The sequence below is a fragment of the Bacillus sp. CH_70 genome, assembly GCF_038007045.1.
Lineage (GTDB): Bacteria > Bacillota > Bacilli > Bacillales > Bacillaceae_G > Bacillus_A > Bacillus_A cereus.
The window spans coordinates 3,148,112-3,174,530 of sequence record NZ_JBBOWL010000001.1 but is presented as its reverse complement, the minus strand read 5'-3'; the positions used below and the strand labels follow the sequence as shown (position 1 = coordinate 3,174,530).

Here is a 26,419-nt window from a genome sequence, read left to right as displayed (position 1 = left end):
TTATAATTATGAAAGAGAAATCCCCTTATTAGAGAGATGAGTTATAGTGTATCTCTAATAAGGGAGATTCTTTTTATATAAATCATTATGATGTGAAGATGCTTTTAAACGTATAGCAATATGTAAAGGTATCTTTTACTCAAGTAAGAACTATATAGGTTCTTTTAATTATATAGTAATTATGAAAGGGTTTACATAAAGGGGGATTGAGTATGAATATGTACCTTTTAATTATTACATTATTATCAATTGTAATTGTTATTTTAGGGGTATCGTGGTGGAGATGGCATGCGTTTATTAGTTTAACGGTTGCAAGTTTGTTTTTAGCAATTATGTCTGGAATGCCAATGGATAAAATAGTGAGTGCTTATGAAACGGGAGTCGGAAGTGTTCTCGGGCATTTAGTAGGTATTTTAGTATTAGGTACAATTTTAGGGAAAATGATGGCAGAGTCAGGTGCTGGAATGCAAGTGGCAGAGTTCTTTATTAAATCCTTTGGGATAAAAAACTTACCATGGGCTATGTTAATTGCAGGTTTTATTATTGGAATTCCGGTGTTTTTTGAAGTAGGCATTTTAATATTACTGCCGTTAGTAATTTCAATTCATAAAACAACGAAACAAAATATTTTATTGATAGCATTACCAGCAATTGCTGGGCTATCTGTCGTACACGGCCTTGTTCCTCCGCATCCAGGGGCAATTGTAGCAATTGGTATTTATAAAGCGAATCTTGGGAAGGTACTATTGTATTCACTCATTATTACATTTTTTGCAGCGATTATTGCAGGTCCTATATTTGCGAAATGGATTCACAAACGTGTAATTCCTGAAAATGAGCCAGAATTGATTCGTGTAAATACAAAATCAACGAAATTACCAGGAATAGGAGTTTCATTTTTAGTTATTTTGTTACCTGTTATGTTAATGGTTTTAGCTGCAGCAGCTCCTTATGTGCCTCTTTCTAATACTTTGATGAAGATTGTCACATTAATCGGTAGTCCTATCATTGCACTATTGATTGCATGTTTTGCGGCGTTCTATTTTCTTGGATTTCGTCAAGGTATCGATAAAAAAGCTATTAAGAAGATAACAGAAGATAGCTTATTACCAATCGGTTCAATTGTTGCGATTATTGGTGCCGGCGGGGGATTTAAGCAAATTCTTATCGATAGTGGTGTAGGCAATGCTATTGCTCAAATGTCTGAGCATTTAGCTCTATCCCCAATTGTATTAGCATTTATAGTAGCAGGATTAATTCGAATTGCTACAGGGTCAGCGACAGTCGCTTTAACAACAGCAGCGGGTATCGTTTCGCCAATCGTTGAAAATACAACAGGTGTGAACTTAGAGTTACTCGTTATTGCAACAGGTGCAGGAGCATTAATGTTTTCACACGTAAACGATGCTGGTTTTTGGATGGTAAAAGAATACCTAGGGTTAACAGTGAAAGAAACATTTAAAACATGGACAGTATTAGAAACGTTACTTTCATTTATCGCTTTTGGAGGAGTTTTACTACTCGATATGTTTGTTTAAGATAAAGATGTTTCTATTTAGATAATTGTGGCATACAACGTTATCAATAGATAAAAGGAATGTATTTTTATGGTGGGATACTGTAACAATTTTTTGTTAGGAGGAAGAAATGGTGAGCTCAAAATATATGATTGGTGTAGACATTGGAACAACTAGTACAAAATCAGTTCTATTTTCTACTGATGGATCTGTTATTGCTAGTCATGGAATTGAATATCCTTTATATTCTCCTACGCCTGAAACAGCGGAACAAGACCCAGAAGAAATTTTTCGTGCAGTAATAAATACGATTAAAGAAACTGTACGATCAAGTAGTGTACAGCCAAGTGATATTCTTTGTGTCTCTTTTAGTTCGGCAATGCATAGTATCATTGCCGTAGATGAAAAGGGAGAGCCGTTAACGAGATGTATCACTTGGGCAGATAATAGAAGTGCAAGCTGGGCGGAGAAAATAAAGAATGATATGAATGGTCATGAAATTTACCTTCGTACTGGGACACCAATTCATCCGATGTCACCACTTTCGAAATTAGTTTGGCTACAGAATGAGCAGGCAGAGTTATTCGCAAAAAGTTATAAATTCATTTCTATTAAAGAATATGTTTTTTACAATTTATATAAAGAGTATGTAATTGATTATTCTATAGCGTCAGCAACAGGGATGTTTAATTTGAAATCTTTAAAATGGGATGAAGAGGCTTTACATGTTGCGGGAATTACAGATGAAAAGCTTTCTAAACTTGTTCCAACAACGCACAGTTTAACAGGATTAGATGAAGAGCTTGCCAAAGAGATGAATGTACTTGTTTCTACGCCTTTTGTAGTAGGAGCGAGTGATGGAGTACTATCTAATTTAGGTGTAAATGCAATAGATCCTGGCGTTGTGGCTGTTACAATTGGTACAAGCGGTGCGATACGTGCTGTAACAAATCGTCCTGTAACAGATCCAAAAGGTAGAATTTTTTGTTATGCGTTAACTGAAGACCATTGGGTAATCGGTGGACCAGTTAATAATGGCGGTATGATTTTCAGATGGGCTCGTGACCAATTAGGTACTTCAGAGATTGAGCTTGCAAAGCGTTTAGGGAAAGATCCATATGAAGTACTTACTGAAATAGCAGCAAAAGTGAATCCTGGATCTGACGGTTTATTGTTTCACCCGTATTTAGCAGGGGAAAGAGCTCCTTTATGGAATGCAAATGCACGAGGATCTTTCTTTGGACTCGGATTGCATCATAAGAAAGAACATCTTATCCGTGCTGTTTTAGAAGGAGTAATTTATAATTTATATACGGTTCTTCTCGCTTTAAAAGAGTTAATTGGCGAACCGAAAAAAATTCAAGCGACAGGCGGCTTTGCAAGGTCGGAACTTTGGAGACAGATGATGGCGGACATCTTCCATCAAGACGTATATGTTCCGGAAAGTTTCGAAAGCTCTTGCTTAGGAGCTGCCATCCTCGGTTTATATAGTTTAGGTGAAATAGATACATTATCTGTAGTTTCTGAAATGGTAGGTGCAGATTTCCATCATGAGCCAAACATGGAAAGTGTGGAAAAATATAAAGATTTAACGCCAATCTATATCCGTCTGTCCCGTCAATTGGAAGAAGAATATGAAAGTATAGCAGCGTATCAAAAAAAGTGGGTTTAAAAGCTATTTACCAAGAAAATATGGTAACGTATAAAGAGGTACTCCGATTTTTTAGGATACTCTTTCAACATAAAATATTTTAAGAAGCATGATGAACGAAAAATATAGGGAGAGAGGGTTATGAAAATGAAGGATAACAAAGAGTTTATTGGATATGTTGGAACTTACACGAAAGAAAATAGCGAAGGAATATATAAGTTTACTTTAGACACAGAAGCAAAAAAAATTAGTAATGTAACACTTGCCGCTAAGCTTGATAACCCTACATATGTAACGATTAACCGAAAGAATGAATATCTCTATTCTGTTGTTAAGGAAGGCGAATCTGGCGGTGTAGCTGCGTATTCCATTGATAGTCATACTGGAGAACTAAAAGCGAAAAATAGACAAGTAGTAGAAGGTGCTTCTCCTTGTCATATTAGTGTTGATAGTGGAAATCATACAGTAGTTACAGCGAATTACCATAAAGGAACGATTGAGTCTTTTGAAATAAATGAAGAAAATGGAACTGTAAATCCTGCTTCATCTATTATGGCACATGAAGGTTCAGGTCCGAATAAAGAAAGACAAGAAAAACCACATGCACATTACGCGGGGTACACTCCTGATGAAAAATATGTAGTGGGCGTTGATTTAGGGATAGATAAAATAATTACGTATGAAGTAAAAGATAGTACATTAACAGAAGTGAATCGTTTATCTGTAAATCCAGGAAGTGGTCCAAGACATATTACTTTTCATCCGAATGGAAAGTATGCGTATGTGATGACGGAGCTTAGTTCAGAGGTTATTGTGTTAACATATAATCCTGCAGAAGGATCCTTTACAGAATTACAGTATATTTCTACTGTTCCAGAAGAGTTTGATGAAAATAATCAAGGAAGTGCGATTCATATTTCTTCTGACGGCCGTTTTGTATATGCAGGTAATCGTGGTCATAATAGTATCGCTGTTTATAGCGTAGATCAAAATTCAGGTCAGCTTACATTTGTTGAACACACATCTACAGAAGGAAATTGGCCAAGAGACTTTGTATTAGATCCTACTGAAAAGTTCCTTGTTGCTACAAATGAAAAGTCACATAATCTTGTGTTATTTTCAAGAGATGAATCTACAGGTAAGTTAACACTTTTACAATCTGATGTTGCTGTGCCAGAGCCTGTTTGTGTGAAGTTTGTAAATGTTTAAGTTGTGTTCGATATAATTTCATAAACTTAGAAAATAATAAAAAGCAAAGCGATATCGCTTTGCTTTTTATTATTTCTTTTTCGGTCTACGTACTAATTCGCCGCCGCAGTTTGGACAAACGTTATGTCTTTCTTCTGTACATGGTGCGCAAAATGTACATTCATATACACAAATGTATGCTTCAGAATCTTGTTCGAGCGATTGATCGCAAATTTGACAGTTTGTTTTCATTTCTAGTGCCATAATAAGTCTCCTTTTAGTTTGAAAATTTATAATTTAATTATAATTCATTGAATAGAAATAGTCCTTTTCAATTGAAAGGAAATCGAATGATAAAGTTATGAATTGAAATGAAAGATGCTAGTTTATTTTAAAATTGATTATTTATTACAGTTGGAATATTATGAAATAGTCAAAAGACAACAGGGGGTATAGATTTTGACTAATCATAACGATCATTTAAAAGCAAACTGCGAAACATGCTTCGGTCTATGTTGCGTTGCATTACCGTTTGCAGCATCGGTAGATTTTGCAGTGAATAAAGATGGTGGTAAACCATGTTCCAACTTACAATCAGATTTTAAATGTAGTATACATAAAAATCTTAGAGGAAAAGGTTATAAAGGTTGTACAGTATTTGAATGTTTCGGTGCTGGGCAGAAGATTTCTCAGGGTACGTTTAAAGGGATTGATTGGAGGAAAGATGCAAGCATGCAAGAAAAATGTACGATGCTTTTCCGGTTATGCATCAACTTCATGAAATGCTTTGGTATTTGAATGAAGCGATTCTTTTAAAGGCAACACAGCCAATTCATAAAGAGCTGGAGACCGCAATTGAGGAGACAGAGCGACTTTCGAATTTAAATCCAGATGAGTTAATGAAAATAAATGTTCCAATGCATAGGGCAGAGGTGAACATTCTTCTTTTAGAAACGAGCGAATTAGTATGGAAGGAAATGAATACTGCGCGTAAGAAACGAATCATTCACCGCGGAGCAGACCTTATGGGAGCGAATCTGAAAAAGAAAAATTTACAAGGTGCAAATTTAAGAGGAGCTTACTTAATTGCGGCTAACTTAAATGGTGCAGATTTAAGAGGAGCAGATCTCATTGGAGCAGATTTGCGAGATGCAGATATTCGCGGGGCTGATTTTACTAATAGTATTTTTCTGACGCAAGTTCAAGTTAATGCTGCTAGAGGGGACAAACATACGAAATTACCGAAATTATTGTCTCGTCCATCGCATTGGAGTGCGTAAAGAGTGAGGAGTATTTAGTGTGGATATATTTCAGTATTTAGAAGAGATGCAAGAGGATGTCTTTTCGTTAGCAGTAGAGCAAATAGAAGCGAAGTATTATGATATATACCGATTTGTATTGGTTTTCACGACCAAGATCCAATAATGCGAACAGGCAGAGACTAAGAATCTCTGCCTGCTTTTTATTTCTTTTCAAAAGTAGTAATTAAAACGCTACATATAATAAGAATACCACCAATAAAAAAGTTACTATTTAATGTTTCATTTAAGAGCAACCAACCAAGTAACGATCCAACGATAGGTTGGAAGAAGAAAAATAAGGAACCTATGCTTGCATCCAGTAATTCTAATCCTTTATTCCAAAGGAAAAAGGCACCTGCTGTTGAGACGATTCCTAAGTATAATACGCCTAATATTACGTACGTATTTACTGTTCCGATAGAGGCCGCTTGTAGCTCCCATATCATAAAAGGTGTAATAAAAAAGAGTGAAAAGAAAATTGCGTACGTTGTAATAACTAAGGATGAAAATTGGATTGAAGCGATTTTTACATAAATAGATAGTAAAGCCCACGTAATAGCGGCTCCAACTAAAATGATTGTTCCGATAAAATAGGAGCCAATTTCAATATCCCATCCGATTACGATAATGACACCGATTGTCGCTATTATAGTAGATAAAAGTCTACGAGCAGTTAGTTTTTCTTTCAAAATGAGCGCTGCAAATATAACCATAAATGCAGGTGTAGCTGATGTAACTAACGAGCCTGTATGAGCGTCGGATAATTTTGTTCCGATAAATTGGCATGTGATCGAAATGAAATAGCCGATAAATCCAATCCAAGCGAATAGGAGCCAATCTTTTTTGCGAATGGTTACTTTTTTCTTTTGCTTTTTCTCAGCTAGTTTCAAAATGCCATATAAAACAACAAAAGCGATAATAAAGCGTAGCCAAACGAGTGTTAGTGGTGGGATAAAATCGAGTACGTATTTGCTAACAACATACATACCGCCCCATATACTTGCTGCTAGTGATAAGTATATAGCTCCTAAAATTGTTTGTTTCATTTGAAATACCTCCGTCTATTTTTAGGGTAATATGAGTTCCCTAAGACGAGGCATAGTGTATGTGCTAAATGAATGCCCGTCTTAGTTTATAGACGGCCTACAGGTTGATCGTTTTCGAATGAAGTGTTGTAGTACATGAGTGCATTCCTCCTTCATAATTTTATAATGATATTATAACTTAATTTTCAGTTTATTGGAGGTTCTTATGAAATATATCGTTATAAAATCACATGTTAGCAATTATCCTAATCCAATTCGCTTAGAAGAGAGGGGTGTAGTGAAAATGATAGAGAGTTACGTTGGTCCAGAAGACTGGGAAAACTGGATGTTTTATCACGAAGAGAAGTATAACTGGAAAGGATGGGTTTGGTGAGAAGGAACAGATGATGAGAAGGGCTGGACACCAAAGGAAAACTTACAAAAATATTAGTAATACTATTTGTTTAATAATTAGGAAACATATTTTTTGTTTGTGAGTATATTGGTTGTAGAGTAAAAAGTAGATTAATAGAGAAAGAGGAGGAGATTGTAATAACTACAACCGTTATTTCTCATTTTTATAACGAAGAGTATTTGCTACCATGGTGGCTTATGCATCACACGAAACTGTTTGATCATGGTATTTTAATTAATAAAGGTTCAACAGATCGTTCCGTTGAGATTTGTAAAAAATTCGCACCGCATTGGGAGGTGCGAGATTCTGTAAATCCAGAGTTTGATGCATATGCGACAGATCATGAAGTGATGAGGATAGAACAAGAAGTACAAGGATGGAAAACGATTTTAAATACGACTGAGTTTCTTTGCGTGCAAGATAAAAATCAGTTTTGGAAATCGCTAAATGAATTGGGGGGGAGGATGTATTGGCTGGACGGGCTTATTATGGTTGATGATCCTAACTACAACTATCCGGACCTTAACTTTGGAATACCTTTAATGAAACAGCGATTTCATGGTTATTTACCAGAAGATTGGCCGTTATGGAGAAGAGGTAGATTTATTCATAATCATGAGCATGGAAGTTATACGGTTGGAAGACATTTATCTGCGCATGAATCGATGATTTATCCACCTCTTGCCTGTATATTATGGTTTGGGTTTAGTCCGTGGAACGATGCGATGAGAAAGAGAAAGTTACAAATTGGTCCGACTCTTTCTGAAGCTAGTAAGCATGGGGGAATGGGGACGCAACATATTGTTACGTCGGAAAGATTAGAAGAATGGTATAAGGAATTAGCGAGAGGAACGAAGGATTTACGTTTTAATGATGCATATCGTTATGTTTTTGTATAAATGATTTCCACCATAAAATTGTTTCTTCAATTCCTGTATTTAGATCGTATGTTGGTTTCCAGTTTACTTCAGTTTTTAAACGTTCTACATTAACCCCGACAAATAAAGGTTCATCTTTAGAGAAAGGGATTGCACCTAGTTTAATTAAATGTTCTTTTCCTATCTTTTTAGCAATGATAGAAGCTAACTTTTTAATTTGTACAGATTGACCAGAAGCGATATTGATGGTGCCTGTAACGCTGTGTTCTAATATTGTTACGAGAGCTTCAGCGACGTCACTCACATGGAGGAAATCTCTCGATTGTTTTCCATGTGTACATAGTGCCTCCTCGTTTTTTAATAAGGAAGTGATAATGTTAGAAACGAGCCGATTACCTTGTTCGTGAGGTCCATACATATGAAAAATGCGGCCCCAACACATGCTGAGGCCTGTTTGTTGTGCATACGTTTCTAGCCAGGAGTGCAGTGCATTTTTACATAAAGAATACGGGGTTTTATAGGAAAGGAGCGGTGAATCTTCAAATAATACGCCGTTAAACCATTCGTACTCTGCGCCAGTACCTGCAACGACAACACGCTTTCCACCGCATATTGTGAAGTGTTGAATCAATGAAATACTAGACTTTAGCCAATAGTAATTATTAATAGATACATAGCATGCTGGTGGCACTGCTTCCCAAGCAAGGTGAATGAGATGGCTAGGCTGAACGTCGGAAATGAATTGTTTTACTTCGTTATCGCGAAGCAAGTTTACTTTATGCCAATGGCAAGGGAGGTGAGAGGGTTTATTTTTATTATACGTGGCGTGCACTTCATATCCCTTTTGTATAAGTGAATGTACAACATATTTACCTATCCAGCCACTACCACCTGTTACAACAACTTTCTTCATGGCTCGATCACCTCAACTTCTGGAACCGTCACTAAAAATTTACCGCCCCATTCACGAATGAAAGAGCATTCTTTCATAATTTCGTCTTTCAAATTCCAAGGAAGTATGAAAATGTAATCCGGTTTTGTACGTTTAATTTCTGCTGGAGATTTTATTGGAATACGAGTTCCTGGTAAAAGGAGATTTTGTTTGTGAGGATTTTTATCTACTGTATAAGCTAGAAACTCTTTACCTATCCCGCAATAATTCAAAAGGGTGTTTCCTTTAGCTGGAGCACCGTAACCGATAATTTGTTTGTTTAAAGTTTTCGCTTCAATAAAGAACTTTAAAATATTTATTTTCAATTGTTCGATGCGTTTAGAAAAAAGGAGATAGCAATCTAAAGTATCTAACCCTTGGTCGACTTCTTTTTGAATTAATTTTGTAACATTGGAATGGATAGTTGATTGGGCACTTAGATGGTTTACAAAAATCCGTAAGGAACCACCATGCGTTGAAAGTTCTTCTACATCAACAATTTGTAAATGATGATAACTTAAAACTTTTTGAAGGCTTATAAGTGAGAAGTAGGAAAAGTGCTCATGGTAGATAGTATCGAACTGTTTAAAGGATATGAGGTTTAATAAGTGTGGGAATTCAATTGTTATCGTGCCATCTTGTTTTAATAACGTTTTTAAACCGGCAACAAAATCATGCAAGTTTGGAACGTGTGCTAATACGTTATTTGCGACGATTAAATCAGCTTGTGGTAATTTTTTTGCTAAGTCATTACTGAAAAAATTCACATGAGTAGGAATTCCTTTTTTGATAGCGATGTCTGCTACGTTTTTTGCTGGTTCAATTCCCAACGCATCGATATTTTCTTTTTGAAAGTATTGTAATAAGTACCCATCGTTACTTGCAATTTCAATCACTTTTGAATGTTTCGTTAAGTTGAAACGCTTAATCGCTATTTCTACATATTGTTTAGCGTGTAGTAGCCAACTTGAGGAGTAAGAGCTGAAGTATAAATAGTTATGAAAAATATTTTGTGGAGATTCAAATTCATCTAGCTGTACGAGTAAACAAGAGTTACAAACAAATGTGTGCAGGGGATAAAAAGGTTCCATTTTATATGAGCTTTCAGGAGCTACAAATGAATTAGCGAGAGGGGAAACGCCTAAATCTAAAAAAGTATTAGTTAGTAATGAGTGGCAAAAACGGCATTTTTTCTGTTCCATTTTATAGCCCCCTTATAAATTTTTGAATGTGTCGATTTGTTGTCGTGTGAAAGATTCTATATTTTCACCAGATGCATATTTTTTGTACCAATCAACAGTCCAAGCGATAGAATCATCTGTTGATAACTTAGGAGTCCAGTCGAGTTTGTTTACTGCTTTTGTACTGTTGAGTGTTAAAATTGGTGATTCATAAGGAGTTTTTGTAGAGGGAGAATGGATTGTGAGTCGTTTATTCCATAATTTCATTACGGATTGAATGACATCATTTACGGTTCTGCTAGGTTCATTGATTGGACCAAAATTCCACGCTTCTGCATATTTAGCATCATTCCAAAGTTTCTCAGCTAAAAGGATGTAGCCGTGTAGAGGATCTAAAACATGTTGCCATGGACGGATGGCATATTTGTTTCGAATACACAAAGTATGATTGTGCAAATATGCCCGAATGATATCAGGGAATAATCGATCTTCTGCCCAATCACCACCACCAATAACGTTACCTGCTCTTACAGAAGCAAGCGAAGTAGTATTCGTGTGAAAAAAAGATTTGTGATAAGATGTTGTAACTAATTCAGCACAAGCTTTACTAGCGCTATAAGGGTCGAAACCTCCTAGTCGGTCATTTTCCACGAACGCTCGGTCGCCACTACCGTCATTCTCATAACATTTATCGCTTGTCACATTAATAATGGCACGTACGCTTTCGACGGACTTTGCTGCTTCTAGCACGTGGACAGTACCTAAAACATTCGTTTTGAATGTATCGATAGGATTTTTGTATGAAGCGGTTACGATTGGCTGAGCTGCTAAATGAAATATTATGTCGGGTTTATGCTGCTTCATGGCATGAAATAAAGAATGGTAATCTGTAATATCGCCTTTTATTGTCGTGCACTCTTTTGCTACGTTACCTTGTTCAAAAAGGTTAGGAATGGATGGGGGATGAGAAGAAAAGCCTACTACTTCTGCACCTAAAGAAGTTAAGAAAAGGGTGAGCCATGAGCCTTTAAATCCAGTATGTCCCGTAATAAATACTTTTTTCTTATTCCAAAAAGATGATGAAGCCATATTACCAAACCTTCCATGGAGCGTTATTACTTTCCCATAGCTCGACTAATTTATTTTTATCGCGCAATGTATCCATCGGATGCCAAAAACCAGAATGTTGATATGCGGCCAATTCATTTTTGTTTACTAACTGAACTAAAGTGTCTGTTTCAAAAACAGACTTATCTCCACTAATGTAATTGAAAACTTCAGGATTTAAAACGAAAAATCCACCGTTAACCCATCCGCCATCACCTAATGGTTTTTCTTGAAAAGATGTTACAGACTGTTTATCTAATATGAGAGAACCAAATCTACCAGGAGGTTGTACGGCAGTAACAGTAGCCATTTTCCCATGTTTTTTATGGAATGTAATAAGTTCTTTTATATTTACATTACTTAATCCATCACCATAAGTGAGGCAGAAAGGTTCGTCTCCGACATAATTTTGAATCTTTTTCACTCGGCCACCCGTTTCGGTATTTACACCAGTATCGATTAGTGTAACTTTCCATGGTTCTACACGATGAGAATGGCTAGTAATTGTATTATCGTTTAACTGTATTGTGAAATCAGACATGTGTAAGTTGTAATTTAGAAAGAACTCTTTAATTGCATATCCTTTATAGCCTAAGCAAATAATAAACTCAGTAATCCCGTAATGACTATACAAACTCATAATGTGCCATAGAATGGGCTTTGTTCCAATTTCAATCATAGGTTTCGGTTTTAAATGTGTTTCTTCCCCAATTCTTGTACCGTACCCACCAGCAAGAATAACAGCTTTCATTTTTTCCTCCTAAAATAAAAATTTATTATTTATACAGTATTCATGTTTTATGCAAATGAGATTGTTTTTGATTAAGCGAATGAAAATGTTTGAGGTGATGACGATGCAGAAAATATTACGGTTTGAATTTTGGGAATAATTCTTGATATTCAGGGTTATGACGGAGGTCTTGTGTTAGGTTACTAAGCTCTAAAAAACGTATGTCCAGTACTTCAGGAGATTGACCGTAATGTGTTTGAAGCCCCATTTGAATACCCCTTTTTGAAAGGGTAGGTGTAATTTGTAATTTTCTTGCTTTTGATTGTTCATTCCAAGGGCTAAAATAGAATTTTAAAATAAATGAAGGATAGTCATAAATTATATATCCGTGCCGCGAATGATGTCTACCAGGTAAATATGCACCGTCTAGATGATTGTGAATAAATCTCCAAGCACATCCTAGATTTGGGTTATAAGGGAAGACACCGTGGTATCGCTGTTCTACTAAGGGGATAGAATATCTAGGCTTTGAATAATTATAATTATGATTATCTATCATTAAAATCATTCTAATCGCATACATGTTTTGGCCTAGTGTATGAAGAGATGAAAAAAATTCTTCAGTATTATTACAACAAAAGAATTCAGTAGTATTTAAAACGATTTTCCAACCTGAAACTTCTCTTTCAATTTCCATCACTTCAATATCAGTATTAGTTGGATCAAACTCAAGAAATCTTGAATTTCGTACTTCCCAGTGGGGTGCTAATAGTTTACAAATCTCTACGGAACGATCTGTAGACCCTCTATTAATTAAAATGCCGTGATCAAATATTTTCGTGTGATGCATAAGCCACCATGGAAGTAGGTATTCTTCATTATAAAAATGAGAAATGATTGTCTTTTTCATGTTAATTCCCTCCTATACAAGCAATCGTTATTAGTAGGATATGCTTTTAAATAAGAAAGGTTAAAAAGGGCAGACAATGTAGTGATTAGGTAATAGTTTAGTGATTTTATTGCATAAGTGTAGATTACTCGTATTGAATAATCATAGGATGAGATTGAAATTTTGTATAAATTGTGAATAATAAACCGTCACGTTTGACTGTACAGTTTATGTGTTGTATGATGTAAGTAATATAAACAAGGGGGGAAGATCGTTGGGAAGGTGTATCGAATCGGACAGTTGGCTCTCATGGCTCACGTGTCGAAACGAACGATTGATTATTATACGAATCTAGGTATCTTAAAAGCGGAGCGATCTCAATCTAATTATCGCTATTACGACGAAACAGCATTTGAGACATTACAATTTATTGAGAAGTGCAAAGAAATGCATATGCCGCTTTGTGAGATTAAAGAGAAAATCGAGGAGAAGAAGAAGCTGCTCGGTATCAATGAACACGTTTCGAAACAAGTGAATGAAGTGACAGACCATATTCATCGATTAGAAGTGGAGCTTACTGAGTTAAAACCGCTTTTAGATGAATTGACTGATTCACAACGTGAAAAAATATCGAAATCTTTATCAGGTCAAACGACAGCTTTAATACAGACACTTGCTCTATTATTATAGAATAAGTGAAATCCGACCTCTTTAATTTTTGTATCGGGCTATGTTTTCTAACAAACAAATAAGAAAACATTATAGTATACAGGAGGTGGACACCTTAGTTTTTTAACTAAGGGGATTCATTGGAAATATTTAATTTAGTCATGGTTGCGATTTTAATCGCATTTACTGGATTTTTCGTAGCAGCAGAGTTTGCGATTGTAAAGATACGTTCAAGTCGTATCGACCAGCTTGTTGCGGAAGGAAAACGCGGTGCTTTAGCAGCGAAAAAGGTAACAACAAATTTAGATGAATATTTATCTGCTTGTCAATTAGGTATTACAGTTACAGCTATGGGATTAGGTTGGTTAGGTGAACCGACAATTGAAAAGTTATTACACCCGTTATTTGAGAAATGGAACTTAAATCCTTCTATTTCATCAGTATTAACATTTGGTCTTGCTTTTATGATTATGACGTATTTACACGTTGTAGTAGGAGAATTAGCTCCAAAAACGATGGCAATTCAAAAGGCTGAAAGGGTAACGTTATTATTGGCAGGTCCATTAATGATGTTCTATAAAGTAATGTATCCATTTATTTGGGTATTGAACGGTTCAGCTCGTGTGATAACTGGTTTATTTGGTTTAAAGCCAGCTTCAGAACATGAAGTAGCTCATACAGAAGAAGAATTACGTCTTATCCTTTCAGATAGCTATGAAAGTGGCGAAATTAATCAAGCTGAATACAAGTATGTAAATAACATTTTTGAATTTGATAATCGTATTGCAAAAGAGATTATGGTACCGCGAACAGAAATCGTTGGTTTCTACCTGGAAGATTCAGTAGAAGAACACATGAAAGTAATCCAAAATGAGCGATACACACGTTATCCGATTTTTGGAGAAGATAAAGATGATATTATCGGTATGGTCAACGTAAAAGATTTCTTTATTCGATATATGACCGAGGATCAAAAAGATTTATCATCTATTCGCTCGTATATGCGTCCGATTATTGAAGTGATGGAAACGACTCCAATTCACGATTTATTACTTCAAATGCAGAAGAAGCGAATTCCGATGGCTGTTTTATATGATGAGTACGGAGGAACAGCCGGAATTGTAACGCTTGAAGATATCTTGGAGGAAATCGTCGGCGAAATTCGTGACGAATATGATGAAGATGAAGCACCGCCAATTCAACATGTGAACGAGCAACATATCATTGTTGATGGAAAAGTGCTTATCTCAGAAGTGAAAGATTTATTTGGATTACACATCGAAGAAGATGATGTGGATACAATCGGTGGATGGATTATGATGCAAAATCATGAAATCGAAGAAGGACAACACGTTGAGGCAGAAGGTTATGAATTTAAAGTGTTAGAAAAAGACGCTTACCAAATTAAACGTGTTGAAATTCGTAAGATGGAACAAGAACAAGAAGAAGAGAAAGCAGCAACTGTGTAAGTTGCTGCTTTTCTTCTAAAGTACAAAAAATGAGAACTTAGGAGCGGATATTTTGATTCAAGAAGCCTTACGTGTATATCGATTACAATTGTATGTGATCTTTAGTGGTTTACTACTTATGTGGACGATTACTCCGTTTGGAAAACAAGTGACAGGGTTCGGTATTGGATTAGCAGTAAGCGCCTATTGTCTTTGGTTATTAGCTCGCAGAGTGGAGAAACTCGGGAAAAGTATCGTAATGAAGGAAAAGGCTCCTGGATTAGGAGTTTTAAACCGATTTGCAGCTGCTATTTTAGGAGCTATCATCATGTATGAAATTGAGCATGAAATGGAAATGTGGGCATTCGGTACAGGTATTTTAGGTGGTCACTTTTTAATGATTGCAAATTTAGCTTATGCAAATATGCAATTAGTGAAAGAAGAAGAGAAGCAAAGGGAACATGCTTCGAAAAATATAGAGCTATGATGAAAGGGACCTAATCGGGTTCCTTTTTTAATTTAGCGATATTATACAAGTAATCAAATTAACGACAAATATAATACGCTTCTTTTTTGCGTTTTTCAATAGTATGAAAAATAATAAAAAAATTTTAAAAAACCCATCGATTTCTAAAGGTTATGTATGTTATTATGACAAAAGACTTTTTGAAAGAGGTGGATACCAATGTTACAAGCGCTACTTATTTTTGTGCTTCAAATTATTTACGTTCCAATTTTAACAATCCGTACGATTTTGCTTGTAAAGAATCAAACAAGATCCGCTGCTGGTGTTGGATTGTTAGAAGGAGCTATTTACATTGTCAGTTTAGGTATTGTGTTTCAAGATTTATCAAATTGGATGAACATCGTTGCCTATGTCATTGGCTTTAGTGCGGGACTGTTATTAGGCGGTTATATAGAGAATAAATTAGCAATTGGTTATATTACGTATCAAGTTAGTTTACTAGACCGTTGTAATGAATTAGTAGATGAGTTACGTCACTCTGGATTTGGCGTTACAGTATTTGAAGGCGAAGGTATTAATTCTATACGTTATCGCTTAGATATCGTCGCAAAGCGTTCTAGAGAGAAAGAGCTTTTAGAAATCATTAATGAAATTGCACCGAAAGCGTTTATGTCTTCGTATGAAATTCGTTCGTTTAAAGGTGGATATTTAACGAAGGCGATGAAGAAAAGAGCGTTAATGAAGAAGAAAGATGAACATGCATCGTAAAAAAGAGGAGTAGTGCTGCATTAAAAGCGCAGTATAAGTCCAAATGTAAAAGGGAGGAATCTATTTTGATGTAGATTCCTCTCTTTTTTTATGAAAAATATTCATCTATTAATTCAAAAAAACTAAATCGTATAATTATGTTTTTTACTCATTCTCAAATTAATGATTAGCCATATAATTTGAAAAAATACCGGTATGATAAACGTGATTAATAAAACGATAAGTGATATTGATTTAATTTCAGGTGTTTGAATAACACCAGCACCATCAACATCTCGTAGCCAAATAATAGCGGCCCATATTCCAAAAACGATAATCCAAAATATGTTACCAATCCACCAAGAAATCCATCGTTTTTTCATGTTAGCACCCCCTACATTTATCTACTGTTAAAAGTATATTTTCGTTCGTTACATTTATAATGAAACAACTTTAAAATCAGTTTTTAACTGTATATCTAACTTGTTTGAAGGTTACCATTTCTCCATCATCATTATCATCTTTCGTTTGGAAAAGTTGAACTTTTGGTTTGTAGTCCGTCCTATGAGCGTGTTCGATATCTGTAATGTTAAGTTTGTAGGATTCACCATTTTTTAGTTTTTGTTCCAACACTTTTTTATTAGCAACATAAATAAAAGTTACTTTATTTTCATCAATGCCTTTAGTTTTAATTTCTAATTCATTATCTTTTGCTGTAATCGTTGGTGTTAATAATTCCATACTGCCTTTCCCGCTTTCTAAAGAATTCTCTGTTATAGTTGAACATCCTGATAATATGATTCCAGTGAATAGAAGAACAGCTAATTTCTGTTTCATAACATCCCTCAATTCCATGTGATTTTTGATTTTGGTATTGCTAGATTACTAGTGTGGAGCGTAAATGTTTAGTTAGTACCCTCTTAATTGTACCATAATATGTAAAATGAAACAGGATGTATATCCAATTTAAGGGAGAATGAAAGTTTACTTATTGCCGTAAATTAGTATTTTTACAGTAGGCATATATCTTCTTTAGGAAATCCTTTTTCATATTTAAAATATGTAATGAAATAAAACCAATAAGTCCTATTCCACCGAAAATAAGCCATGGTGTATACATTCCGCTTAAGTTGGCTGTAAAAGATGTACCGGTATAATTACCGATGATAAAGCCAAATGCGAGTGATAGTTGATAAAATCCGAAGAAAGTGGCTGTATATGATTCATTACTGTAATTTGCAATAGCGATATCAGCGTTAGGTAATACGAGTGTTTCACCGATTGTAAATAAAATTACACAAATAAAGAGCCAATATGGGTGTTGAAATAAAGGAATGAGTAAAAAGGAAATACTCATTAATAAAACACCGTATTTAATAATCGAAAGTGTGTTGTATTTGTGGAATAATTTTCGGAATAATACCATAAATATGACGCCTGTTATCGCATTTATCGTAATAACGAGTGTAGCAAGTTGATTGCTATTACTAATGTTTTTCATATGAAGTGGAAGTGCGACAGTAAGCTGAGTAAACATAATGTAGAAGAAAATCATGATAAAGGAAAACAGAAGGAAAGACTTGTTTTGTAAGATGGCCTGTATTCCTAATGTAATAGACGTGTTTTCAGTAGTGACTTGGAAGTGGTTTTTAAGTAAGTAAAAGATAAAAGCGAATAACAGCATAAGTGATCCTGTTAGAGAGAAGGCATAGATTGGATCAAGTAAGAGTAAGAACCCTCCTGCAATTGGTCCGATTATTGCACCGCAATTAAAGCTAAGGTTTAAATATGTAAATAAATTTTTTCTCAAATGAGCTGGTTGTGAACCGAATATGGCGCGCGTAGCAGGTTCGTAAAATGCAGTTCCGAAGCCAATAAGTGCAGAAGAAATAGAAATTGTATAGAAATCAGAGCATATTCCTAAAGCGATAAATCCGATTCCTCTCAAAAATAAACCGGCTATCATCATAATGATATAGCCTATTTTGTCAGCAATTAACCCTGAGAATAATGGGATAACTCGTGATGTAATTGTCATAACCGTCAACACTGTTCCTACTTGGACAGCAGAAAAATGAAGAAAGGTTAATAGATAAATAGCTAAAAATGCGTATACTGCAAAATACCCAAAAGACATAAAAAATGAAGAAATAAGCATGAAACGTATCGGTGTTGAGAAACTTTTCATAGAAATCCTCCTAATTATGTAACCAGTAAAATTATTTGATGGTTAACTATTTTATACTATAATTATACATAAAGTCAGAAAAAAGTAAATTTTAAGAAGAAGGTGGATCGAATTGAATCAAAACGCTCCAAATGAACTAGAATATATTCGGGAATTTTTAAATACATGGAGAATACCAAACGATACGAGAGAGCCAATTGATTTGCTGCAAACAGCAGAAGACATAAAGCTCTTTATGAAAGAATATTTTGATGAAGAGTTTCCATTTCATACAATAGAGGAATTAAGAGGTTTTCGGGAAGATATTCGGATGACAATTGAAGGCGAAGGATCATTGCAAAAATGGTTAGAGAAATACCCATTTCATGTACATATAAAGGATGATATGAAAGGTATTACATATGAACCGGTATATGAAGAGAATGTGTATACAAAAGTGTTAAGCATTGTGTTAATGTCAATTCAAGAAAATGTGTGGGGAAGGTTAAAAGCATGTCCAGATTGTCGCTGGGTATTTTATGATCATTCGCGAAATGGAAGTAAAAGATGGTGCGGCATGTATGCTGGAGAAGAAGGAGGAAGAGCATGCGGTACGATTGCGAAAGTGAAAAACTACCGGGCGAAGAGAAAAGGGCGATCTGGTTATGATATGTAATTAATATTAGAGAAAGAAAAATGGATGGGGGAATGTAGAATATGAAAGGTGCGCAAATGTTAGCTTTAAATAAAAAGTGTTGGGATACAGTTGCACCTTATTTCTTTCAAGTGGATTGTTTACCTAAATATGGTCCGTATACGGCGTCTGAAGATGAGATTCGTTTGTTCGATTCAATCAGAAAGAAAAAGGTTCTTGATATTGGCTGTGGAAGTGGGCATTCGTTGCAATATATGGCGGAACAAGGGGCAGAGGAATTATGGGGGCTTGATCTTTCGAGTACACAAATTGAAATAGCGAATAAGACGTTAAAGGATTGGAATCCAAAGTTAGTATGCGGAGCAATGGAAGAAGAAGGAGATATTCCGAAAGGATATTTTGATATTGTATATTCCATTTATGCATTAGGTTGGACTTTGGATTTAAGAAAAACGTTGGAACTGATTTATTCATATGTAAAGCCAGGGGGAAGTTTTATTTTTAGTTGGGAGCACCCAGTATATTCAAACTTACAGTATGGTACGGAAGAAGTTGCTATAAAGTCTTCTTATCATGAGGAAACGCCCATTACGTTTGAAACATTTAAAGGAGAAAATGTACAAGCGACATTATATAAGAGAAAAATAAGTACATACATAAATGAGTTAAATAGAGCGGGATTTAAAATTGAGAGAATAGAAGAGCCTGAACCATCGAGCTCGTTTGATGAAGAACTAACTGAGCTGTCTACGAAATATTATTCTTTATATAAAGCTAGGATGGTGCCAACTACTTTTATTATGAAAGCTAGAAAGTAAACTGTTTTTATAAAAGAAGCCTATCATTTCAAACAAATGATAGGCTTCTTTATTTTAATAAAATTGAGGTTAAATGTGTACTTTTGTTATAAAAATGCATTTCATATAAAAAGTGTAATTATTTTTGGGGAGGGGGATTGTTGTGCGTCATCATAGAAATTGCAAAAAATTCGGAGTGGCACTGCCTCTTCCACTTATAGGAGCAACTGGTTCGACAGGTAATAGTGGTCCAATCGGTCCAACTGGAGGGCATGAAGGTCCTGTTGGTCCTACAGGGGTGACTGGACCGACGGGAGCAACTGGGCCCCAAGGTCCTCAAGGTATCAGGGGGATACAAGGTCCCCGAGGGACAACAGGAGCACAAGGAATACAAGGAGCTATTGGTGATACAGGAGAGCAAGGTATAACTGGCCCAACTGGTCTCCAAGGTGCTCAAGGATTAATTGGAACCCAAGGTTTAATTGGTGATATTGGAGTACAAGGATTAGAAGGAATACAAGGAGCTACGGGTCCTGCTGGTAGTCAAGGTATACAAGGCACACAAGGAATACAAGGGGAAATAGGTGAGCGAGGACAAACGGGAGCACAAGGAATGCAGGGAGAGAGAGGCATAACTGGAGTCTCGGGTGTAACTGGTCCACAAGGTCCTCAAGGTGTTCAAGGAATACAAGGAGAGCAAGGGGCTATTGGTATACAAGGAGAAGACGGCCTCCAAGGGATACAAGGAATTACTGGAGAGGAAGGGCCACAAGGAGCTCAAGGAATACAAGGTGAAGTGGGTCCAACTGGTTCTACTGGAATACAAGGTGCTCAAGGGATAAGTGGAATAAAGGGGATAACAGGTGCAATAGGTTTACAAGGCCCACAAGGTGTGCAAGGAATACAAGGTATAACGGGAGCAACAGGCTTTCAAGGGATAAAGGGAATAAGAGGTATAACGGGAGCGACGGGTAGTATCGGTATTCAAGGCTTAGAAGGACCACCGGGCGGTCCGACGGGAACAACCGGTCCAATTGGTCCATCTAGTGGAGTGACTGGTCCATCAGGTCCACCAGGTCCACCAGGAGGTCCAACAGGTCCAACGGGAGCGACTGGTTCAACAGGTGTAAGCGGAGAGATAGGTCCAATTGGAGCGCAAGGAGTGCAAGGTATAACCGGTCCAACAGGTCATCAAGGTGTAAGGGGAGCGCAAGGTTCCCAAGGTGTAGTTGGAGCAGTTGGAGTACAAGGTGCACAAGGTCCTCAAGGTAACCAAGGTATAGCAGGTCCAACTGGTGCAGAAGGTTCTCAAGGAATACAAGGTCCGCTGGGAGTAACTGGTCCAACTGGTGCAGAAGGTCCTAAAGGTATTCAAGGTATTCAAGGTGTAATAGGTCCAACAGGTGCACAAGGAATGGTGGGAATACAAGGCGTATCCGGTCCAGTTGGTGTTACAGGAGCGGAAGGAACTCAAGGTGCACAAGGAATCCGAGGAGCAACCGGTCCTGCTGGAGCACAAGGAATCCAAGGCGTACAAGGAATTCAAGGGGAAGCAGGAGCAGCTGGAACACAAGGTCCTCAAGGGGTTCAAGGGATACAAGGGACTACCGGATTAACAGGTACACAAGGTGCCCAAGGTCCTCAAGGCGTACAAGGAATAATAGGACCGACTGGAGCTATTGGTTTGCAAGGTCCTCAAGGATTACAAGGAATAACGGGTCCAACAGGAGCTCAAGGAGTGCAAGGAATACAAGGTGTGCAAGGAATTATCGGTCCAACAGGTGCACAAGGAATTAGAGGCCCCCAAGGAAATACAGGGGAAATTGGTATAACAGGACCTCAAGGAGTCCAAGGAGCGCAAGGTAGTCAAGGGCCCCAAGGTCCACAAGGAAATGTTGGAATTACAGGTGCAACGGGTGAAACTGGGGCTACTGGAGCAACCGGGGCAACTGGACCACAAGGTGTGCAAGGAGTGCAAGGGATTACGGGAATACAAGGAATAACGGGAACGACAGGAATTACAGGTGCAACGGGTCCGCAAGGAATACAAGGGATACAAGGAGTTCAAGGTTTGCAAGGCCCAACTGGAGCAAGTGGAGTGACAGGTGCTAGTGGTAGTATAGGACCAGTTGGAGCGCAAGGTAGTCAGGGGCAAAACGGAGCGGTTGGACCTACAGGTGCAACTGGTAGCGTAGGAGCAATAGGCTTCTCGGGAATAGTAGGAGCGACTGGAGCGACTGGTTTACCTAGTGGGGGCGGTTATTTCTTTTCCACTGCAACGAGTGCAATTGCAGCGAATGCGCTAATACCAATCAATTCTGGTTCTACAATTTTTGGATCAGGAATTAGTTTAACAAGTGCAACAACTGTAACGTTGAGTACGCCGGGAATATATTTAGTAAGTTATTATTTTCAAGGTGATCCAACTAGTGGGAATGAAACGATTTCAGTAAGGCTGACGTTAAACGGAACACAAGTCGCAGGGAGTTTTATTTTTTATGTTACAGCAGGTTTTTTATTGGAACCAGCGATTTCTAATACGATGATAATTCAAGTTACTTCTTCAAATTCCACCTTGTCATTACAAAATGGTCCATTAGCTATTGGGCATGTAACGACATTAGCGGGAGTAATAACAGCTAGCTTAAACATATTACAAATAGTTTGATGCGTTACAAACGGGAGGAGATGCTTGTGAAGAATCAAGATAAGTGTAGTAAGTTTCAAGCACCTATTCCTTTTCCAACGCCAGGTATTACGGGGCCCACTGGACCAACCGGTCCAACTGGTGCTTTAGGTGGACCGACTGGACCACAAGGAATACAAGGCGTACAAGGTCCAATCGGTCCAACTGGTCCTCAAGGAATACAAGGAGTGCAAGGGGTGCAGGGAGAAAATGGTCCAACAGGCCCAACGGGTTTAACTGGACCACAAGGTTCTCAAGGTAATCAAGGACCTGTGGGAGAACGAGGGCCACAGGGAATACAAGGTGTTCAAGGAATTCAAGGTGAAAGAGGTCCGACTGGTCCAACTGGTATTCAAGGGATACAAGGAATTCCTGGCCCAATAGGTCCAACAGGCCCAACAGGAATACAAGGTATACAAGGAATGCAAGGTGAAATCGGGTTAACAGGTCCAACAGGAATACAAGGTATACAAGGAGTACAAGGTGAAATCGGTCCAACGGGACCAACTGGAAATACGGGTATACAAGGTGTTCAAGGGAATTTAGGGAGTAGTGGTTTACAAGGGGTAATAGGTATACAAGGTATTCAGGGACCAATTGGCCCGACTGGTCCAACAGGATCTCAAGGAATTCAAGGAGAACAAGGTCCAATGGGACCAACAGGGGTAACTGGGGTCCAAGGTTTACAAGGTCCACAAGGTGAGATGGGGCAGGTCGGTCCAACAGGATCTCAAGGAATTCAAGGAGTGCAAGGTGAAATCGGTCCAACAGGCCCAACTGGTTTACAAGGTGATCCCGGTCCAACAGGACCGACAGGAGCAACTGGGATAACTGGTCCGACTGGTTCTGCAACAGGTCCGACGGGAGCAACAGGTCCAACGGGGCCACCGGGAGGCCCGACAGGTCCAACAGGTCCAGCAGGATCACCAGGGGGCCCAACAGGTCCGACGGGAGCAACAGGGGCAACAGGGGCGACCGGAGCAACGGGAGCGACTGGAATTCAAGGAGTGCAAGGAGTACAGGGACCAACTGGAGCAACAGGTTTAACAGGAGTGCAAGGAGTGCAGGGACCAATGGGGACAACTGGTCCAACGGGTGATCAAGGTATTCAAGGACCTCAAGGTGTAATGGGAGTAACAGGTCCAACCGGTCTACAAGGTTTACAAGGGATACAGGGACCGGTAGGAGCAACCGGCCCAACCGGCCCGCAAGGTGTGCAAGGGGCACAGGGGCTAATCGGTCCAACCGGCCCACAAGGAATTCAAGGCATACAAGGTGAGCAAGGCGTAAGGGGAGCAACGGGTCCAACTGGTTTACAGGGGTTACAAGGGATTCAAGGCATACAGGGACCAACTGGACCCCAAGGAATCCAAGGAGTACAAGGGCTGAGCGGCATAACAGGCCCAACCGGTCCACAAGGAATTCAAGGCATACAGGGACCTCAAGGAAATATCGGTCCAACCGGTTCGACTGGAATCCAAGGAGTGCAAGGTCCAGAGGGTCCAACTGGTCCAACAGGGGCGACAGGACCACAAGGAATTCAAGGCATACAAGGTCTACAAGGCCCAACCGGTCCACAGGGCATTCAAGGAATCCAAGGAATCCAAGGGCCTATTGGTCCAACCGGCCCAACTGGACCGCAAGGAATTCAAGGGGTAACCGGTTCGACGGGACCAACCGGAGCAACTGGAGCAACAGGTCCAACTGGAGTAACGGGGCCTCAAGGTCCCCAAGGAATTCAAGGACCACAAGGAGTAACAGGGCAGACGGGAGCAACTGGAGAGATAGGAGCAACGGGCTCACAAGGTCCACAAGGAATCCAAGGACCACAAGGGATAACAGGTCCAACTGGTGCAACCGGCCAGACGGGAGCGACGGGTCCAACCGGTCCACAAGGAATCCAAGGTCCACAGGGTGTGACAGGAGCAACCGGAGCAACCGGCCAGACGGGAGCGACGGGTCCAACCGGTCCACAAGGAATCCAAGGCATACAAGGAATCACCGGAGCAACAGGGGGAATGGGAGTAACAGGCCCAACTGGTGCTACTGGCCCAACGGGCTTAACTGGAGCGACAGGATCATCTGCTATATCTACAGGTGGTGGCTATTTCTTCTCTACATCAACAAGTACAATTGCAGCAAATACTAACATTCCAATTAATTCTGGATCCACTGTATATGGAACTGGTGTATCTTTAACTAGTGCTACGACAGTCACAGTAGCGACGCCAGGAATATATTTAGTAAGCTACTATTTCCAAGGGGATGCAAATGGTGGGAATGAGACAGTATCTGTGAGATTACTATTAAATGGAACGCAACTAACAGGGAGTTTTATACAAAACGTAACGACATCAACTGTAGTAATCGAACCAGCCATTTCAAATACACTTCTTGTGAATGTGACGAGTGCCAATTCAACATTAATATTACAAAATGGCCCGTTAGGTGTAGGGCATGTGACTACTATAGCAGGTGCGATTACAGCAAGTTTAAATGTAGTGAGAATTTTATAAAGAATATAAAAAACACAAGGAATGTCTTTGTAAGACACACCTTGTGTTTTTTAATATTAAATAAACATTTTCTTCATCTTTTCGGTTGAAAAATATGCTGAAAGAAGTATTTGTGATGTAAGTTATCTACAACTTTATTTGCTTGATATGTGCGTTGTTTTTCAATTCGGAGTCTTTGCTCCATCATTTTTATTGCGTGATCAGATAAACGTAACATAATACATTCTCCTTTTCTATAAATATAGGTGACTATTTGATATCGATCCCATATTTATAATTAAGGAGGCAAAATGTGTAACATAGGCAAAAAGCACCTTCCTCTCCCATTACGCTTACGAGGTTAGCTGTCGGACTCGGGAAGTGAGAGTTTCCCTACTTAAAAAAGATTCGCCCCAAGTAGCATAGCTACAAAAATGGTTCCCCCGCTCCAAAATTTGGACTCAGCAAAAGGTTTTATAAAGTAAAAAATAACATAAAGGAGATAACAAGTCAAATTATTTTGTGTTTTCTGTCTTTTTTAATTGCGTAAGAATCATACCGTCAGGAAGTATTGTATCTGATACTGTAATGAATCCGTGTTTTTTATATAAAGTAATAGCAGGGGTATTCGCTTTACCTGTTTGTACAATGTATGTCATTGGAGAGGGAAACATGTTAAATATATAAATTAGGAGTTTCGTTGCGATTCCTTTTTGAAAAAAATCGGGCGATACAACTAGCCTATGGATATCGATTAGTTTTTCTTCTTGTACAAAAGAAATAAAACCGACAAGTTTATTTTCAGAAAAATATCCATAGAATGTTTCAACGCAATTTTGAATATCGTTTACAGTATCATATAAACGAGGTATGGCAGTACTATTTAAGTAGTCTGCTTCAATTTTATAAGCTGGAATTTGAACCTGTAAAATGGATGTTGCTACTTCAAAAGAAGTGGAATTTAACTTAAGAATCATAGATAATGAAGCCTCCTTTAAATATGGTATATGAATATAATTGCTTTATGGGTGAGTTTGACAATATTTTTCTTTTTTGCATATAATATATGTATCTCCATATGTAAAATAGTAGTAAATATATTTCTATAGTGAAATATGATTAGCAATGATAAATACATATGTTTGTATTAAATCATACAAACTATAATAGAAATGGAGGACTAAAAATGGGATGGATTATCACATTAATAGTTGGTGCTATTATAGGTGCAATTGCTAGTTCTATAACAGGTAAAAATTTCCCAGGTGGTATGTTCGGAAATATTATCGCAGGTTTATTAGGTGCTTCGTTAGGTGGTAGATTATTTGGATCCTTTGGGCCATCATTTGGTGGGATTCATGTCGTGCCAGCATTATTAGGTGCAATCGTGTTAATTTTTATTGTATCATTTGTAGTGAAAGCTGCAAAGAAATAGATATATAGATTATGATGAAGAGCCCTGAATAAGGGCTTTTC

General features: G+C 37.9%; 27 protein-coding genes, 1 pseudogene and 1 riboswitch. Of the genes and pseudogenes, 16 read left to right on the top strand and 12 right to left on the bottom strand.

Annotation, left to right across the window (positions count from 1 at the left end):
* Positions 1 to 212 precede the first annotated feature (212 nt).
* From gntP to N2V79_RS16095, 3 genes are all read left to right on the top strand, one after another.
* The gene (gene gntP / locus N2V79_RS16105; RefSeq protein WP_340720072.1) at positions 213 to 1,538 is read left to right on the top strand and encodes a gluconate permease GntP; all 1,326 of its coding nucleotides are present in this window, start codon (positions 213 to 215) and stop codon (positions 1,536 to 1,538) included.
* Positions 1,539 to 1,647: 109 nt separating this feature from the next.
* Positions 1,648 to 3,189: a gluconokinase gene (gntK, locus tag N2V79_RS16100; protein ID WP_340720071.1), complete on the top strand. Its 1,542-nt coding sequence runs from the start codon at positions 1,648 to 1,650 to the stop codon at positions 3,187 to 3,189.
* 120 nt (positions 3,190 to 3,309) lie between these two features.
* The gene (locus N2V79_RS16095; protein ID WP_000782228.1) at positions 3,310 to 4,377 is read left to right on the top strand and encodes a lactonase family protein; all 1,068 of its coding nucleotides are present in this window, start codon (positions 3,310 to 3,312) and stop codon (positions 4,375 to 4,377) included.
* Positions 4,378 to 4,446: 69 nt separating this feature from the next.
* On the opposite strand, the gene N2V79_RS16090 is transcribed toward N2V79_RS16095, so the two are convergent.
* A complete protein-coding gene (locus tag N2V79_RS16090) occupies positions 4,447 to 4,620 on the bottom strand; it encodes a DUF1272 domain-containing protein (RefSeq protein WP_001162788.1) in 174 nt (57 codons plus the stop codon).
* A 195-nt stretch (positions 4,621 to 4,815) separates the two neighbouring features.
* On the opposite strand from N2V79_RS16090, the pseudogene N2V79_RS16085 reads away from it, so the two are divergent.
* Together N2V79_RS16085 and N2V79_RS16080 are read left to right on the top strand one after the other, a co-directional pair.
* A pseudogene (locus N2V79_RS16085) lies at positions 4,816 to 5,636 on the top strand (pentapeptide repeat-containing protein).
* Positions 5,637 to 5,655: 19 nt separating this feature from the next.
* Entirely contained in the window at positions 5,656 to 5,781 is a 126-nt protein-coding gene (locus N2V79_RS16080) for a hypothetical protein (protein WP_254909184.1), read from the top strand.
* A 37-nt stretch (positions 5,782 to 5,818) separates the two neighbouring features.
* Here the strand turns inward: N2V79_RS16080 and N2V79_RS16075 are convergent, their stop codons facing one another.
* The gene (locus N2V79_RS16075; protein WP_000814762.1) at positions 5,819 to 6,703 is read right to left on the bottom strand and encodes a DMT family transporter; all 885 of its coding nucleotides are present in this window, start codon (positions 6,701 to 6,703) and stop codon (positions 5,819 to 5,821) included.
* Between the two features lie 205 nt (positions 6,704 to 6,908).
* Here N2V79_RS16075 and N2V79_RS16070 point away from each other — a divergent pair, with 205 nt between their 5' ends.
* Positions 6,909 to 7,076 (top strand): SH3 domain-containing protein, encoded by a 168-nt coding sequence (locus N2V79_RS16070; RefSeq protein ID WP_000875292.1) that lies wholly within the window; start codon positions 6,909 to 6,911, stop codon positions 7,074 to 7,076.
* A gap of 107 nt (positions 7,077 to 7,183) precedes the next feature.
* Entirely contained in the window at positions 7,184 to 7,996 is an 813-nt protein-coding gene (locus N2V79_RS16065; protein ID WP_071731198.1) for a glycosyltransferase family 2 protein, read from the top strand.
* Here N2V79_RS16065 and N2V79_RS16060 read toward each other — a convergent pair.
* The 5 genes from N2V79_RS16060 to N2V79_RS16040 all read right to left on the bottom strand — a co-directional run bounded on the left by N2V79_RS16060 (position 7,965) and on the right by N2V79_RS16040 (position 12,834).
* Entirely contained in the window at positions 7,965 to 8,888 is a 924-nt protein-coding gene (locus tag N2V79_RS16060) for an NAD-dependent epimerase/dehydratase family protein (protein WP_023522547.1), read from the bottom strand. The two genes, N2V79_RS16065 and N2V79_RS16060, sit on opposite strands and share 32 nt — an antisense overlap.
* Positions 8,885 to 10,108, bottom strand: coding sequence for a class I SAM-dependent methyltransferase (locus tag N2V79_RS16055; protein ID WP_340720070.1), 1,224 nt, complete (start codon positions 10,106 to 10,108; stop codon positions 8,885 to 8,887). Before N2V79_RS16055 ends, N2V79_RS16060 begins: the two co-directional genes overlap by 4 nt.
* A gap of 12 nt (positions 10,109 to 10,120) precedes the next feature.
* The gene (rfbG, locus tag N2V79_RS16050) at positions 10,121 to 11,176 is read right to left on the bottom strand and encodes a CDP-glucose 4,6-dehydratase (protein ID WP_340720069.1); all 1,056 of its coding nucleotides are present in this window, start codon (positions 11,174 to 11,176) and stop codon (positions 10,121 to 10,123) included.
* A 1-nt stretch (position 11,177) separates the two neighbouring features.
* Positions 11,178 to 11,945: a glucose-1-phosphate cytidylyltransferase gene (rfbF, locus tag N2V79_RS16045; RefSeq protein ID WP_000648807.1), complete on the bottom strand. Its 768-nt coding sequence runs from the start codon at positions 11,943 to 11,945 to the stop codon at positions 11,178 to 11,180.
* A gap of 115 nt (positions 11,946 to 12,060) precedes the next feature.
* Positions 12,061 to 12,834, bottom strand: coding sequence for a glycosyltransferase family 2 protein (locus N2V79_RS16040; protein ID WP_000750972.1), 774 nt, complete (start codon positions 12,832 to 12,834; stop codon positions 12,061 to 12,063).
* A 261-nt stretch (positions 12,835 to 13,095) separates the two neighbouring features.
* Here N2V79_RS16040 and N2V79_RS16035 point away from each other — a divergent pair, with 261 nt between their 5' ends.
* The 4 genes from N2V79_RS16035 (at position 13,096) to N2V79_RS16020 (ending at position 16,164) form a co-directional block, all read left to right on the top strand.
* On the top strand, positions 13,096 to 13,503 hold the full coding sequence (locus N2V79_RS16035) for a MerR family transcriptional regulator (protein ID WP_000285639.1): 408 nt from the start codon (positions 13,096 to 13,098) through the stop codon (positions 13,501 to 13,503).
* 119 nt (positions 13,504 to 13,622) lie between these two features.
* On the top strand, positions 13,623 to 14,951 hold the full coding sequence (locus tag N2V79_RS16030) for a hemolysin family protein (RefSeq protein ID WP_000402258.1): 1,329 nt from the start codon (positions 13,623 to 13,625) through the stop codon (positions 14,949 to 14,951).
* Between the two features lie 52 nt (positions 14,952 to 15,003).
* Positions 15,004 to 15,417 carry an ATP synthase subunit I gene (locus tag N2V79_RS16025; RefSeq protein WP_000613876.1) on the top strand — a complete coding sequence of 138 codons (414 nt, stop codon included), beginning with the start codon at positions 15,004 to 15,006 and terminating at the stop codon, positions 15,415 to 15,417.
* A gap of 198 nt (positions 15,418 to 15,615) precedes the next feature.
* Positions 15,616 to 16,164, top strand: a complete 549-nt coding sequence (locus N2V79_RS16020) for a DUF2179 domain-containing protein (protein WP_000938438.1) — start codon at positions 15,616 to 15,618, stop codon at positions 16,162 to 16,164.
* A gap of 122 nt (positions 16,165 to 16,286) precedes the next feature.
* On the opposite strand, the gene N2V79_RS16015 is transcribed toward N2V79_RS16020, so the two are convergent.
* The 3 genes from N2V79_RS16015 to N2V79_RS16005 form a co-directional block, all read right to left on the bottom strand.
* On the bottom strand, positions 16,287 to 16,526 hold the full coding sequence (locus N2V79_RS16015; protein WP_000747681.1) for a DUF3923 family protein: 240 nt from the start codon (positions 16,524 to 16,526) through the stop codon (positions 16,287 to 16,289).
* A gap of 76 nt (positions 16,527 to 16,602) precedes the next feature.
* The gene (locus tag N2V79_RS16010; protein WP_078400294.1) at positions 16,603 to 16,998 is read right to left on the bottom strand and encodes a hypothetical protein; all 396 of its coding nucleotides are present in this window, start codon (positions 16,996 to 16,998) and stop codon (positions 16,603 to 16,605) included.
* A gap of 133 nt (positions 16,999 to 17,131) precedes the next feature.
* Positions 17,132 to 18,331, bottom strand: a complete 1,200-nt coding sequence (locus N2V79_RS16005) for an MDR family MFS transporter (RefSeq protein ID WP_000834875.1) — start codon at positions 18,329 to 18,331, stop codon at positions 17,132 to 17,134.
* A 112-nt stretch (positions 18,332 to 18,443) separates the two neighbouring features.
* On the opposite strand from N2V79_RS16005, the gene N2V79_RS16000 reads away from it, so the two are divergent.
* The 4 genes from N2V79_RS16000 to N2V79_RS15985 all read left to right on the top strand — a co-directional run bounded on the left by N2V79_RS16000 (position 18,444) and on the right by N2V79_RS15985 (position 24,964).
* Entirely contained in the window at positions 18,444 to 18,986 is a 543-nt protein-coding gene (locus N2V79_RS16000; RefSeq protein WP_340720068.1) for a CGNR zinc finger domain-containing protein, read from the top strand.
* Positions 18,987 to 19,027: 41 nt separating this feature from the next.
* Positions 19,028 to 19,783 carry a class I SAM-dependent methyltransferase gene (locus N2V79_RS15995; protein ID WP_340720067.1) on the top strand — a complete coding sequence of 252 codons (756 nt, stop codon included), beginning with the start codon at positions 19,028 to 19,030 and terminating at the stop codon, positions 19,781 to 19,783.
* Between the two features lie 142 nt (positions 19,784 to 19,925).
* Complete coding sequence (locus tag N2V79_RS15990) at positions 19,926 to 22,430, top strand: collagen-like protein (RefSeq protein ID WP_340720066.1); 2,505 nt, start codon at positions 19,926 to 19,928, stop codon at positions 22,428 to 22,430.
* 20 nt (positions 22,431 to 22,450) lie between these two features.
* On the top strand, positions 22,451 to 24,964 hold the full coding sequence (locus tag N2V79_RS15985) for a BC_3345 family exosporium-associated protein (protein ID WP_340720065.1): 2,514 nt from the start codon (positions 22,451 to 22,453) through the stop codon (positions 24,962 to 24,964).
* Between the two features lie 73 nt (positions 24,965 to 25,037).
* On the opposite strand, the gene N2V79_RS15980 is transcribed toward N2V79_RS15985, so the two are convergent.
* Both N2V79_RS15980 and N2V79_RS15975 read right to left on the bottom strand, forming a co-directional pair.
* On the bottom strand, positions 25,038 to 25,181 hold the full coding sequence (locus N2V79_RS15980) for a hypothetical protein (protein ID WP_000945243.1): 144 nt from the start codon (positions 25,179 to 25,181) through the stop codon (positions 25,038 to 25,040).
* Between the two features lie 96 nt (positions 25,182 to 25,277).
* Positions 25,278 to 25,420: riboswitch (cyclic di-AMP (ydaO/yuaA leader) on the bottom strand.
* 38 nt (positions 25,421 to 25,458) lie between these two features.
* Positions 25,459 to 25,920, bottom strand: a complete 462-nt coding sequence (locus N2V79_RS15975) for a GNAT family N-acetyltransferase (protein ID WP_340720064.1) — start codon at positions 25,918 to 25,920, stop codon at positions 25,459 to 25,461.
* Between the two features lie 209 nt (positions 25,921 to 26,129).
* On the opposite strand from N2V79_RS15975, the gene N2V79_RS15970 reads away from it, so the two are divergent.
* Complete coding sequence (locus tag N2V79_RS15970) at positions 26,130 to 26,378, top strand: GlsB/YeaQ/YmgE family stress response membrane protein (protein ID WP_000539730.1); 249 nt, start codon at positions 26,130 to 26,132, stop codon at positions 26,376 to 26,378.
* The last annotated feature ends 41 nt before the right edge of the window (positions 26,379 to 26,419 follow it).

What these genes read in the sequence shown, in the direction of transcription:
- N2V79_RS16090 (WP_001162788.1), bottom strand. Translation starts at nt 4,620, where the DNA reads ATGGCACTAGAAATGAAAACAAACTGTCAAATTTGCGATCAATCGCTC.
- N2V79_RS16055 (WP_340720070.1), bottom strand. Translation starts at nt 10,108, where the DNA reads ATGGAACAGAAAAAATGCCGTTTTTGCCACTCATTACTAACTAATACT.
- N2V79_RS16060 (WP_023522547.1), bottom strand. Translation starts at nt 8,888, where the DNA reads ATGAAGAAAGTTGTTGTAACAGGTGGTAGTGGCTGGATAGGTAAATAT.
- N2V79_RS16015 (WP_000747681.1), bottom strand. Translation starts at nt 16,526, where the DNA reads ATGAAAAAACGATGGATTTCTTGGTGGATTGGTAACATATTTTGGATT.
- N2V79_RS15970 (WP_000539730.1), top strand. Translation starts at nt 26,130, where the DNA reads ATGGGATGGATTATCACATTAATAGTTGGTGCTATTATAGGTGCAATT.
- N2V79_RS16040 (WP_000750972.1), bottom strand. Translation starts at nt 12,834, where the DNA reads ATGAAAAAGACAATCATTTCTCATTTTTATAATGAAGAATACCTACTT.
- N2V79_RS15975 (WP_340720064.1), bottom strand. Translation starts at nt 25,920, where the DNA reads ATGATTCTTAAGTTAAATTCCACTTCTTTTGAAGTAGCAACATCCATT.
- gntK (WP_340720071.1), top strand. Translation starts at nt 1,648, where the DNA reads ATGGTGAGCTCAAAATATATGATTGGTGTAGACATTGGAACAACTAGT.
- gntP (WP_340720072.1), top strand. Translation starts at nt 213, where the DNA reads ATGAATATGTACCTTTTAATTATTACATTATTATCAATTGTAATTGTT.
- N2V79_RS15985 (WP_340720065.1), top strand. Translation starts at nt 22,451, where the DNA reads ATGCTTGTGAAGAATCAAGATAAGTGTAGTAAGTTTCAAGCACCTATT.
- N2V79_RS16005 (WP_000834875.1), bottom strand. Translation starts at nt 18,331, where the DNA reads ATGAAAAGTTTCTCAACACCGATACGTTTCATGCTTATTTCTTCATTT.
- rfbG (WP_340720069.1), bottom strand. Translation starts at nt 11,176, where the DNA reads ATGGCTTCATCATCTTTTTGGAATAAGAAAAAAGTATTTATTACGGGA.
- N2V79_RS16070 (WP_000875292.1), top strand. Translation starts at nt 6,909, where the DNA reads ATGAAATATATCGTTATAAAATCACATGTTAGCAATTATCCTAATCCA.
- N2V79_RS15995 (WP_340720067.1), top strand. Translation starts at nt 19,028, where the DNA reads ATGAAAGGTGCGCAAATGTTAGCTTTAAATAAAAAGTGTTGGGATACA.
- N2V79_RS16010 (WP_078400294.1), bottom strand. Translation starts at nt 16,998, where the DNA reads ATGGAATTGAGGGATGTTATGAAACAGAAATTAGCTGTTCTTCTATTC.
- N2V79_RS15980 (WP_000945243.1), bottom strand. Translation starts at nt 25,181, where the DNA reads ATGTTACGTTTATCTGATCACGCAATAAAAATGATGGAGCAAAGACTC.
- rfbF (WP_000648807.1), bottom strand. Translation starts at nt 11,945, where the DNA reads ATGAAAGCTGTTATTCTTGCTGGTGGGTACGGTACAAGAATTGGGGAA.
- N2V79_RS16075 (WP_000814762.1), bottom strand. Translation starts at nt 6,703, where the DNA reads ATGAAACAAACAATTTTAGGAGCTATATACTTATCACTAGCAGCAAGT.
- N2V79_RS16095 (WP_000782228.1), top strand. Translation starts at nt 3,310, where the DNA reads ATGAAAATGAAGGATAACAAAGAGTTTATTGGATATGTTGGAACTTAC.
- N2V79_RS16020 (WP_000938438.1), top strand. Translation starts at nt 15,616, where the DNA reads ATGTTACAAGCGCTACTTATTTTTGTGCTTCAAATTATTTACGTTCCA.